The following is a 12172-nucleotide window of genomic DNA, read 5'->3' on the forward strand; positions in this document are numbered from 1 at the left end:
CGTTCCCTTGAACTGTTTAAAACTCAAATTTGTCTACTACATCCTTTAATTTATGAGCATTTTCATTTAGCACCTGCGCTAATTGATACATTTCATTATTGGACATAGATTGAGTATCAATGGAAGCAGTAACTTCCTCCGTAGAAGCAGTATTTCTTTGAGATATTTCTGCAATGGTATTTATGTATTTATTTAGTATGTCCTTGCCAGTATCTATAAGCTTAATAGATTTTGTGGCATCTTCCATAGCTTCTGTTATATGAGTTATAGAATTCTTTATGGAATCAAAGGATTCTATGGTTTTATTAACTTGGTCAAGCTCTTCCTTGAAAGCATTTTGCGCTTGGTCTGAAATATTTAAAGTTAATTTTATGGAGCCATTTACATTATCTATTATGCTTTTTATGTCCTTAGAAGCCTTTTGAGATTGTTCTGCTAATTTCCTTATTTCCTCTGCTACTACAGCGAAGCCTCTCCCGGCCTCTCCAGCTCTAGCTGCCTCAATAGATGCATTTAAGGATAGTAGATTGGTCTGTTCTGTAATGTCTTGAATCTTCTTTAATATAATAAGAATGTCCTTAGTATTATTATTTAGTTCAGATATGGTTTTTGAAACCTCGGACATAGCCTGAGAGTTTGCATAAGAGGTTTTATTTAAATTAGCTATTACTACTTCGTTAGTGGCTATTATCTCCTTAGAATTATCTGTAGCTTTATTTGCTTCATTTAATATATCCACAGCACTGCTTAGTTCATAATTGAAGCTTGAGGATATTTCAACGCAGATCATGGCAGTTTCTGTTTGTTCTGAAGATCCCTTGGCTATGGCACCGGAAGCAGCACCTATTTCTTCAGAGCTGTGAGTTATCTCCTCTGAGATATTAAGAAGGTTCTTAGCTGAGGTATCTGTAGCAATAGCCAGCTCTGCTGTGGTAGAGAACATATCTCTTAAGTTTTTTATCATCTCATTGAAATAATTATTTAACTCATTTATTTCGTAAATCTTATTTTCTTTACATTTCACTCTGAAATTTCCCTTTGATAGTTCTTTTGTTACATCGATTATTTCACCAATTGGTTTTGTGAATTTGGTGCTGTTTAGTATGGACATAACAATAGAAACTCCGAGACAAACAAAAATTATTAATATAGTAAATATCCCAATGGTCTTAGCAGAGGAGGAAAGCTCAGCTTCAGGTACTACAGCAACAAATTTCCAGCCGCTAAGTTCGGAGGTGGTAAATACTCCAAACATCTTTGTATTTCCATCAGCGAATTTGAAATAATCTTCCTTTTCACTTTTGATTTTTTCTACATAGTCCCCTGTAAGCTGAGTTCCTAAAAGCTTAGGGTCTTTGTGGGATATAACATAACCATTTTCATCAACAATATAAATATAACCATTATGACCTATCTTAGCGTTTTTCAGTGCAGAATTTAATGTTTCAGCTAAAATATTCACCTGAAGTACACCCACTGCCTTATTTAGAGATACATTTTTTAAAACTCTGCTATAGCTTATTATGGTTTCATCAGTATTTGCAAAAATATTTTTATGTGGGATGCTCCAAGAAGCTGCACCACTATCGGACACGGCCTTTTTATACCAAGCTTCTTCTTTGACTTTTGCAAGCTTTTCATCAGACATGAAAGTGCCATCGGTATCTAAGTTGAAGTCATAATCATCACTATAAATACGAATGCTTTTAATCAGATTTAGATTTCCATAATTTATAATAGCTTTAACATCTTGAAGAATTTCCTGCTTGGCATTAAATCTATCATAGAAGGTTTCGTAATTAGCATAAATTTTAGATACTAATTTATTATTAGTAAAAATTTGCATAGAGGTAGACTCTACGGTTTTATTAATTAATTCTATGTAATTTTTATTTTGGTTAAGTATTTGAATAGTTGAGTTTTTAAAATCTTCGGTTACAGTATTTTTTGTAATTAAAAATATAACTATGCTGGATAATAGCAATGAAAATAGAACAATAGTAGTGGTAGATTTTATAAGATTTTTAAATATAGAGTTTTTGCCCTTAAAATAATTCTTTTTACTTTTATTTCTTTTTTCTTTAGTCTCTTTAAATTTACCTTCCTTGGCTATTTTAGGCTTCTTTAATTTAAATAAAGGCTTGCCCATATCTTACCCTCCTTGTGCTTAATAATGAAATCCTTTGCATTATATAAATTATAACAGATTTTTCTTATAATTGGTGGCATGGTAGTATTTTCGTAAGATATAACAAATTTTAAAGTCATTTTTCATAAATTATGGCAAAGAGGGATTTTCACTGATAGGTTTAGAATACTGTAAACATGAGAATTATGTGATTTATAAGAGAAAGCTTATAGAATTGTAGATTGAAAATTCATAGCATAGAGCTTGCATAAAGGTAAAAAAAATACCTAAACCATGATTGCTCATCAGTTTAGGGTTTACAAGAATGACTATGTATAACGCCACGTTATTACCACGTAAATTTAGTATAATGTAATCGTTTAAAATTGTCAATAAGTTTTGAGTTGATAATATCAAAGAAGTATTGATATTTTATCAATTTATAATCCTGATAGTGAAATAATTGTCTATAGGAATTATCAATTAGAATTGGACTATAAACTAAAGTATAATTTAATAGGATATTGCAAATGTTTACAAAATCCGATACTTACTTAACAATGTGGTTGAAGGGATGAAGCTGAGTTGAAATATATTGGCATAGATATAGGTTCTACTGCATCTAAGTTAGCAATTTTTGAAGAGAAGAATTTAATTAATACTTCTGTATTTGCAACAGGGTGGAGCAGTAAAGAAACTGCTAATAACATAAAAGAATATTTAATTAGTAATGGCTATGTTAAGGATAGCTTAGAGGATTGTTTCATTGTGGCTACGGGATATGGAAGAGTATCTGTACCTTTTGCTAATAAGACTTTAACAGAGATTACTTGTCATGGCATGGGAGCTTATTATCTTTCAAAGGAGGATTGTACTGTCATTGATATAGGCGGTCAAGATACAAAGGTAATAACCTTAGAGGGAGGAAGAGTAACCTCCTTTACTATGAATGATAAATGTGCCGCAGGTACGGGCAGGTTTTTAGAGATGATGGCGAATACCTTAGGCCTGGAGATCATGGAAATGAGTGAACTTTGGAAAAGTGGACAAGGTGTTGTCATAAGCTCTATGTGTACTGTATTTGCAGAGTCTGAAGTAATAAGCTTAATAGGGCAAGGGGAAAAAAGAGAAAATATTGCTCATGGAGTCATAGAGTCCATATCTGGAAAGGTTAATTCCCTGTGTCAAAAACATGGCAGGGCAGACAGGTATTTTTTAACCGGGGGCTTATGTGATAATCCTTATATGCTGGAAAGCCTTGAAAAAAGGTTAGGAAAACCGTTAAATACAAATAGTTTAGCTAGGTATGCAGGCGCCATAGGTGCGGCATTGATGGGTAAAAAATAAATTTAGACATCGTAAAAAATAACTAGTCAAATATCCGAGTAGACTGACTAGCTATTTTTTGGAGATGCCTTATATAAAAATATTAGGAGGTATTTACTAATGGCAGATTACAGAGAACTATGGAAAAACTTGAATATGGATTTGGAGAAGCATGATGAACTTTGTGCTGTTTTACCAGAACTATATGGAGGAGTGTATTTAACTCAAGAAAATAGGCCAGAGGGCATGAATTACTTTAATTTCGTAATATCAGAAGTTCATGGATTGAGAGTTCAAGAATTGAATGATCATAAGGCTCAAGGCGGAAAAGTTTTAGGAACTTTCTGTGTGTTCGTGCCAGATGAAGTAATATTGGCAGCTAACGCTATTTCCGTTGGATTATGTGCTGGTTCTCAGTTTTGGGTAGAGGATGGGGAAAAACTATTGCCAAGAAATTTATGCCCTCTTATAAAAGCTGCTGTAGGAGCAAAGGTAAGCGGAACTTGTCCTTACTTCCAATCCTGCGATATGATAGTAGGAGAGACTACTTGTGATGGAAAGAAAAAGGCTTGGGAAATCCTAAATGAATACGTGCCAGTGCATGTGATGGATTTACCACAAATGAAGAGAAATAAAGACTATAATATGTGGATGGAAGAAATAAAGCTATTTATAGAGGAAGTAGAGAAGTTAACCGGAGTTAAGGTTACTGTAGAAGGCTTAAAGAAGGCTATGGAAGTCTGTAATGAGAAGAGAAGGGCCCTTAAAAGATTATATGATCTTAGAAAGTTTACACCTTCTCCAATAAGTGGACTTGATGCTCTTTTAGTATCGCAAATAGCCTTTTACGATAATCCGGCAAGATTTACTCAAAAGGTAAATGAATTATGCGATGAATTAGAGCAAAGGATAAAAGTAGAAGCACAAAATAATAAAAAGAGATTAATGATTACAGGAACGCCTATGGCTCTTCCAAACTGGAAACTTCATCATATAATAGAAAATCTTCCAGCACAAGTGGTAGTAGAAGAAACTTGTACAGGAACTAGATACTTTGAAAATGAAGTAAGCACTGAAGGAGAAAGTATAGAAGATCTAATCAAAAACTTAGCTGATAGATATTTAGAAATCAACTGTGCGTGCTTTACTCCAAATGATGGAAGAATACAAGACATACTAAGATATGTAAAAGAGTATAAAGTGGACGGAGTGGTTTACTCAAATCTTTCCTTCTGCCATACTTACTCTGTAGAATATAAAAAAGTAGAAGAGGCTTTAAAAGAAGCGGGAATTCCTGTGATAAATATAGAAACTGATTACTCCACAGAGGATGCAGGACAAATAAAAACAAGAATTGAAGCCTTCCTTGAAATGCTGTAGTGAGTGATTTAAATGATTAAAAACTATATTTTATTTCCCTCTCACAGTAGTGGACTAGCTCTAGAACAACTACTTAAATCAAGAAAAATAAAATATGTTATAGTTCCTACACCTCGGGAGCTGTCCACTTGCTGTGGCATATCTATAGAGTATGACAAAAAGGATGAAGAAAGTATAAAAAGTTTGGTGGAGGAAAATGGCATAAGCATATTAGGCTTTCATAGTATAGAAAAAATTTATAAGAGCTTTTATTAGTTTTAAGTGGCAAGGGGACGTTTGAAACCACTGAAAAACATGCAATAAAAATTAACATTTATGTAATATTATGCTGAAAATGCGTAGGAAAAACCCCCTCAAAATGGTATAATGGACTTGCATGAACCATAACCAAAAGAAGGGGGTAAACTATATGTTAAGATGTGAACCAAAACAATATAGTCTGTATTCTATATTATACAACAGAATTCCTCAAAATCATATGCTAAAGTTAATAAATCAAGCTGTTGATTTCAGTTTTATAAATGAAATGCTTGAGAAGTCATATTGTAAATACTATGGGCGCCCAGCTAAAGAACCTGAAATGATGATTAGGCTGCTTGTGTTACAGTATCTATATAATCTGTCAGATATCAAAGTTATTGAAGAGACTAGATACAATCTGGCATATAGCTGGTTTATTGGTATAAATCCAGAAGAAGACTTGCCTGATCCAAGTCTTTTAGCTAAGTTCAGAGTACATAAGCTTCAGCTTGTTACTATGGACGATATCATAAAGGAAGTTATAAAGCAGTGCATAAAAAACGGTCTCATAAAAGAAACGTCAATAAGCATTGATGCTACGCATACAGAAGCTAATACTGCGAAGAAAACACCTGAAAGAATACTAAAGCACATAGCAAAACATATTCTAAAAGGCCTAGAGCAAGAGATAGGTATGCTCCCAGATGATATTGATAAAAATATACCTGACTATAAAGCTATTGAAGATCATAAAGAAGTAAAAGAAACAATGCAAAACTATGTAGAGAATCTAATTGAAAAGACTGAACAATATATTGACAATGGTGAAACTTCTGCGGTAGCAGAAGTTATTAAGAATGCCAGGGATATAATGCAAGATGAAAAGTTTATACAGCAAAAAGGAGTACGATCCTTGATAGACCAGGATGCAAGAGTTGGACACAAGTCAAAAACTCAAGATTTCTTTGGATATAAAACTGAGTTTGTAATGACCACTGGAAAGTCAAGGCTTATAACTGCGGTAGTAGTTCACGACGGTGCTAAAAGCTATATACCAATAAGTGAATCAGTATATAGACTTGATGAGAGTAAATATAGCTACAACAAAGATTCAGATCAATGGTTCTGTCAGTTTGGAAACTGTACAATCAAAAAATCCCCCAAAGCAGATAAGCGTGGAAGAAAAAGCTTTCTATATACTTTCGATAAAAACATATGTAAAATTTGCCCTCATCGGTCTACGTGTATCTCAGGCAAAATAGTAGCAAAGAAACTCGAAGTAGGAATAAACACTCCTGAATTCTACGAATATAGTCAAAGAGCAAAGACACAGGAGTTTTTAGATAAATATAAAAACCGTGCATGCCATGAGTGGAAAAATGGTGAAATGAAGAGGTTCCATGGGTTAGACCGTGCCAAGGGGTACGGTCTAAGAAGTATGTCCATGCAAGCTCTGCTAACTGCGTTAGCAGTAAACTTAAAGAGGATAGCTAACATGGTATCCTCTTTAAAGCTAAATATATTAAACTTTTTGATAGCTAAAAGTGCTAGAGTTCTATTTTTAGCTGAAAATTTAATTTCAGTTTAATGAAACAGGTACTTTTTCAGTGGTTTCGGACGTTTTACCTTGCCACATTTATTTTAATAAGATGCCTTAAAAAATAGCTGTTTAAATAGACGGTTAGATTAGCTAGTTATTTTTAAAGGATGTGCAAATGACAGTGCAATAACTTTTTAGAATAAACGTCGATGTCCAAGCAAATACTAACATAGTATTCTATATTATAGGAGGAAATTCATATGAATCATTTAGTAGTTTTTGCACATCCAAATCCCAAAAGCTTTGGAAAAGGAATAGTCGATACTGTAGTAAAGGCCTCAGAGGAAAAAGGAGCCAGTGTTAGAGTTAGAGACCTATATCAAATAGGCTTTGATCCAATATTGAAGCCCTCAGACTTTGTGGCTTTCCAAAGCGGCAAGGTTCCAGAAGATATTGGTGCAGAACAGGAGCACGTAAAATGGGCTGAAGTTATAACTTTTGTTTATCCTGTTTGGTGGACCTCTATGCCAGCCATACTAAAGGGCTATGTGGATAGAGTATTTTCCTATGGTTTTGCTTACGAGTATGTAGAGGGAACTCCAAATGGATTATTAAAAGGTAAGAAAGCTCTATTGTTCTCTACTACAGGTGCACCAAGTGAAATGTATGCTGCCAATGGTATGCATAATTCAATGAAGCAGGCTACAGACCAAGGAATATTTAATTTCTGCGGCATAGAACAGGTTAGTCATGCTTTCTTTGGAGCAGTGCCTCATGTATCTGATGAGGTTCGTAAGGGATATTTAAAGGAAGTAGAAAAAATAATTAAAGAGAATCTATAGGAGGACGTGAAAAACATAGGTGTTCTTTTTCACGGGCCGCTTGTGGGGCTCCACGCGCGGTGTAGGGAAACCTATAGAACACCTTTTTTCACAGCCTCCTATAGACCAATGAAAATGAAGTATCAAGGCATGGAGAATGCTTTGATACTTCCTTTTTTATTGTTTGCTAAAAATAGAGTAGACCTTATCATTACGAATATATTTTAATGTTCCAAGGGTAAAGTCCTCGCAAACCAAATATCCTAAATTCCCATTATCAAATTTAACACTTTCCGCACTATAAATATAAGTATCTTTTTTAGATAATTCTATTGTAGGTATTAGGTTAAAAGGTTTTTCCATAGCCTTGTAACTGGTCTTTACTAAAGAATTATCTATAACTGAGTATATATACATTTCCTTACTGGATACATCATGCAGCTGAATTATGGAACCGTCCATGCTAACAGACACTTCGCAATAGTTATCTCCTTGAGTGGCACTACAATTGATTGCCTTTAAATCCACGCTCCTAACTACTTTAGATTCTTTAACATTGTATATGAAGAGGCCAAAGTACCCATGAAAGATAATAATATCATCGGAAGCATAATCAAGTTGTGCCATATCAGCACCTATAGTTTGTTCTAAAGAAATTACTGGTTCTTTAGGTTGAATTACAATATCCTTTTGACTAATGCTATTAGTGCTTTCTAAAGTATCACATCCTATTATTAAAGATGTGAGTACTATTATATTTAACATTATTAAAACGATTTTCTTCATCCTCACCATTCCTTTTTTTAATGAATACATCTGGTTATATCAGTTATGTATAATTGTAACCATTTTTACAATTATTTTCAATAACTTGCAAGGCGACATATAAATATAGATTATCTGCTTCTATATACTTTAATTTTTGCATATACAGAAGGAATTACACTATGAACTTAGAATTAGCAAAAATAATAGGCTCATATAATGCTATGATGGTATAATAGAATTGCTGGTAAAAGCCACTAAAGAAATTGTACTAGCTTAAATAATTACAAGGGAGAGAAATAAATGTTTAAACAGAATATAATATTTGATTTAGATGATACATTAATTCATTGCAATAAATATTTTCATGCAGTTATAGATGCTTTTTCAGAAAAGGTAAGTGAATGGTTTAGTAATCATAACCTAAGTATTGAAGAAGTTAAAAAGAAGCAAGAAGAAATTGATATATTAGGTGTAACTCATCATGGCTTTGCTGCAGAGCACTTTAAGGATTCCTTAATAAAGACCTATGTATATTTCTCTGAGAAGTTTGGAAGAGAAATCAATGAAGAGGAGCAACTTTGGATAAGAGCCCTAGGCAAAAGTGCCTATGAGCAAAATTTTGAGCCTTATCCTTTCATGATGGACATACTACAAGCCTTAGAAAAAGCAGATCATAACCTGTATTTATATACAGGAGGAAATTCAGAAACTCAAAAAAAGAAGATAGATATAGTAGGAGTGGAAGCTTTTTTTAAAGATAGAATATACATAACTCCTCATAAGAACACTGATGTATTAGAGTCTATTATAGAAAAGGAGAAGCTAAATAAGAAGGATACCTGGATGATAGGAAATTCTATGAAATCTGATATTATGCCAGCTATAAAAGCAGGTATCAATGCGGTATTTATTCCAGGAATATACCACTGGGAATACGATAATGTAAAGCTTCAGGATGAACATAAGGAAGCCTTTATTACCGTAAATTCCTTAGAAGAACTTAAGGGATTATTCTTACAGGAAGAGGCAGTATAAAGTGGCAATGTGCCAGCCGCCACACCACTCAAAAATGGAGGAAGATTTATGGAAAATAACATGACTTATGTAGAAAAGACTTCCAAGGAATTATTTAATTATTGTCCACCTTTGACTAAAGAGCCAGACTTTGAGGAATTCTGGGCGGATACCATAAGCATAGCTGAGTCTGTTCCTTTAGATGCTAAACTGGAGGTATATGATTATCCCAGTCCTTATGTAAAGGTGTATTCCATTAGTTACAATGGTTTTGATAAGACTAGAATTCATGGTTGGTATTTAGTACCTACCTTTATTAAAAAGGAAAAGTATCCTTGCATCATACATTATCATGGCTTTGGAGGAAATGCTGGTAGACCCTCAGATTTCATGCAATGGATCATGATGGGAGTGGCAGTTTTATCTGTAGATTGCAGAGAGCAGAGCGGTAAAACTGGAAATAGTGCTGAATATTCCAGTGGTTATGCTTCTAATGTGGTATGTAAAGGGATTTTAGACAAGAAGGAGTACTATTTTAGGGCGGTTTATATGGACTGTTTAAAGGCTATAGATTTTGCTTGTGCTCAGCAAGAGGTTGACGAGGAGCGAATAATAATTGAAGGTGGAAGTCAAGGGGGAGCCCTCGGAATGGCAGTATGCGCTTTAGACCATAGACCATACCTTGCCTTGGTGGATGTGCCGAGCAATAGCAATTTAGAGCAGAGAGTACAAGGAGCTCATGGGGCTTTTTCTAGTGTTACGCAATACTTAAAGCTATATCCTGAACATACTGATCAAGTTTTAAGAACATTAAGCTATTTTGATACTATGAATATGGCAGAAAAAATTAAATGTAAGGTACTCGCTTCTGTAGGCTTGAAGGACGAAGTCTGTCCTGCTAAGCACTATTTTGCTACCTATAACAGAATTAACAGCCACAAAGAGATAAGATTATATCCTTTCAATGGACATGAAGGTGGACATGCAACTCATAATGAAATTAAACTAAGATTCTTAAGTGAAAATATATAATTATAGAGAAGCAACTTTAACTAGCAACTTGAAAATGCCATTATGATATATGTGTAAGTTAAGTTTCCGTACAGAAACTCTATAGGTGGCACGGTATTTTTCTCGTGCCACCATTGCTATAAGTTATAGTAGGCTTAATTTATAAAGCGATATTATCTTTAATCCAAGATAATATTACTTCAATGCCAAGGGGCTTATGGGAGCTGCCGTTTAGTATTATATCTGCCTGCCATTTTGAAGGCTCTACAAACTCATCGTGTCTATATCTTGCAGAATTTAGATAGTAATCCGATATATCATCAAAATTTAGGCCGTGCTCCATATTACGTTTAAGTCTTCTTACAACTCTTTCATCTGATCTTACATCGACATAAATAGCTAGATTTAGTTTTGAACGAATCTTTTCTTCATATAGAACTAATAGACCTTCCACAATTATAATATCTAAATTTTCCTCTGAAGATTCCGCTAAGGTATTTAAATCATTTATCAATCTATCTGTATGAAAGCTAAATGGATGATTAAAGTCATCGTATTCTTTATGATTTTCAGGAGATTTCATCTTTGGTCTTTCTTTTTTAAAATAATTGTCCATATGCACTACTTTTAATTTAAAATGTTTTAACTCCTCTGCAATCTTGCTGCATATAGTGGTTTTGCCAGAAGCTGAGCCTCCCGCTATACCGATGATTAAAGGCTTCTTTCTCATAATGTAACACCTCAAATACATATATTATATTTATATATTAGATTAATTGTGTTTATGTTGCTTAGGTTTTTGTTCAAATTTTAATTATATAATTGATATTTATATTGAAATGGATAAATACGATTTCATTAAACATAGAAATAATGAAATTACTAGAGAAAAGAGTAAGATAATATTGAAAAAGCAGAAGGTTGTTTAAGTTCTACATTGCTGATAGAATAATACTAATAATCTTCACTTATTAGAAAAACGCTCATAGGTAGGTGGTTAATCTGGTTTTAGAGTATAACAAAGCTATTCATTTAAAAGAAGTTTATTATAAGAATAAACAAGATATAAATAGGTATCCCTTTAATATTCCATTAATAAAGAACTTTGATAGATTAATCTTTGAAAATGCTGTAACTATATTTGTAGGAGAGAATGGAACAGGCAAGTCTACTTTGCTAGAAGCTATAGCAGCTGCAGCAGGGTCTATAACTGTGGGAGCCGAGAGTGTAGAGATAAATAGAGAGTTAGAGCCAGCAAGACAATTAGCTAATAGTCTAAAGCTCATTTGGAGAATAAAGACAAATAAGGGCTTCTTTTTAAGGGCAGAGGATTTCTTAAGTTATGCGAAGAAGTTAGGTCGTATAAAAGAGGATATGGAAGAGGAGATAGACTATGCAGAAAACAGATATAATGATAGATCTGCATATGCAAAGAGCTTGGCACAGCTGCCTTATAGAAATTCTATTGCGGCTCTTGACAGCATGTATGATGGTGAGCTAAATGCTAGATCACACGGAGAGAGCTTTTTAAAATTATTTCAATCAAGATTGGTGGCTAATGGCTTATATATTCTGGATGAGCCAGAAACTCCTTTATCTCCTATGAATCAATTCACCTTAATGTCCTTAATAAAGGAGATGACTAACCAGGGATGCCAATTTATTGTGGCTACGCATTCTCCTATACTGATGGCCTTTCCACAAGCGGATATTTATAGCTTTGATGATGCTTCTATTGAAAAGGTAAGCTTTAATGAAATAGAGCATATAAAATTCATGAAGGCCTTTCTTAATAATCCAGAGAAATTTATTAAATATTTATGATAAAACCATTGAAGGGACATATTCTATAACATCTATGCTATAGGATATGTCCCTTAATATATAGGTATAATATGCTTTTATCCTCATATGTATATATAGAGTACATTTTATTGAGGAGTA

Annotated in this window: 11 protein-coding genes; 8 read left to right on the plus strand and 3 right to left on the minus strand. The window is 33.7% G+C overall.

Annotation, left to right across the window (positions count from 1 at the left end; genetic code table 11):
- Window positions 1-16 precede the first annotated feature (16 nt).
- A complete protein-coding gene (locus BN2665_RS06095; RefSeq protein ID WP_055666223.1) occupies window positions 17-2149 on the minus strand; it encodes a methyl-accepting chemotaxis protein in 2133 nt (710 codons plus the stop codon).
- Window positions 2150-2713: 564 nt separating this feature from the next.
- Here BN2665_RS06095 and BN2665_RS06100 point away from each other — a divergent pair.
- The 5 genes from BN2665_RS06100 to BN2665_RS06120 all read left to right on the plus strand — a co-directional run bounded on the left by BN2665_RS06100 (window position 2714) and on the right by BN2665_RS06120 (window position 7456).
- Window positions 2714-3475, plus strand: a complete 762-nt coding sequence (locus BN2665_RS06100; RefSeq protein ID WP_055666224.1) for an acyl-CoA dehydratase activase — start codon at window positions 2714-2716, stop codon at window positions 3473-3475.
- A 99-nt stretch (window positions 3476-3574) separates the two neighbouring features.
- Window positions 3575-4834, plus strand: coding sequence for a double-cubane-cluster-containing anaerobic reductase (locus tag BN2665_RS06105; protein WP_055666225.1), 1260 nt, complete (start codon window positions 3575-3577; stop codon window positions 4832-4834).
- 12 nt (window positions 4835-4846) lie between these two features.
- Window positions 4847-5089 (plus strand): putative Se/S carrier protein, encoded by a 243-nt coding sequence (locus BN2665_RS06110; RefSeq protein WP_055666226.1) that lies wholly within the window; start codon window positions 4847-4849, stop codon window positions 5087-5089.
- A 154-nt stretch (window positions 5090-5243) separates the two neighbouring features.
- Window positions 5244-6662: an IS1182 family transposase gene (locus tag BN2665_RS06115; RefSeq protein WP_055666227.1), complete on the plus strand. Its 1419-nt coding sequence runs from the start codon at window positions 5244-5246 to the stop codon at window positions 6660-6662.
- A gap of 212 nt (window positions 6663-6874) precedes the next feature.
- The gene (locus tag BN2665_RS06120) at window positions 6875-7456 is read left to right on the plus strand and encodes an NAD(P)H-dependent oxidoreductase (protein ID WP_055666228.1); all 582 of its coding nucleotides are present in this window, start codon (window positions 6875-6877) and stop codon (window positions 7454-7456) included.
- Between the two features lie 156 nt (window positions 7457-7612).
- Here BN2665_RS06120 and BN2665_RS06125 read toward each other — a convergent pair whose 3' ends face one another.
- Window positions 7613-8221, minus strand: coding sequence for a hypothetical protein (locus BN2665_RS06125; RefSeq protein WP_055666229.1), 609 nt, complete (start codon window positions 8219-8221; stop codon window positions 7613-7615).
- Between the two features lie 282 nt (window positions 8222-8503).
- Between BN2665_RS06125 and BN2665_RS06130 the strand changes: the two genes are divergently transcribed.
- Entirely contained in the window at window positions 8504-9238 is a 735-nt protein-coding gene (locus BN2665_RS06130; RefSeq protein WP_055666230.1) for an HAD family hydrolase, read from the plus strand.
- A 48-nt stretch (window positions 9239-9286) separates the two neighbouring features.
- Window positions 9287-10249 (plus strand): acetylxylan esterase, encoded by a 963-nt coding sequence (locus BN2665_RS06135; protein ID WP_242865902.1) that lies wholly within the window; start codon window positions 9287-9289, stop codon window positions 10247-10249.
- A 139-nt stretch (window positions 10250-10388) separates the two neighbouring features.
- On the opposite strand, the gene BN2665_RS06140 is transcribed toward BN2665_RS06135, so the two are convergent.
- Window positions 10389-10958, minus strand: coding sequence for a uridine kinase family protein (locus tag BN2665_RS06140; protein WP_055666231.1), 570 nt, complete (start codon window positions 10956-10958; stop codon window positions 10389-10391).
- A gap of 263 nt (window positions 10959-11221) precedes the next feature.
- On the opposite strand from BN2665_RS06140, the gene BN2665_RS06145 reads away from it, so the two are divergent.
- The gene (locus BN2665_RS06145; protein ID WP_055666232.1) at window positions 11222-12052 is read left to right on the plus strand and encodes an AAA family ATPase; all 831 of its coding nucleotides are present in this window, start codon (window positions 11222-11224) and stop codon (window positions 12050-12052) included.
- Window positions 12053-12172: the final 120 nt, after the last annotated feature.

Origin of the sequence: Desnuesiella massiliensis (assembly GCF_001403615.1) — a bacterium.
Taxonomy (GTDB): domain Bacteria; phylum Bacillota; class Clostridia; order Clostridiales; family Clostridiaceae; genus Desnuesiella; species Desnuesiella massiliensis.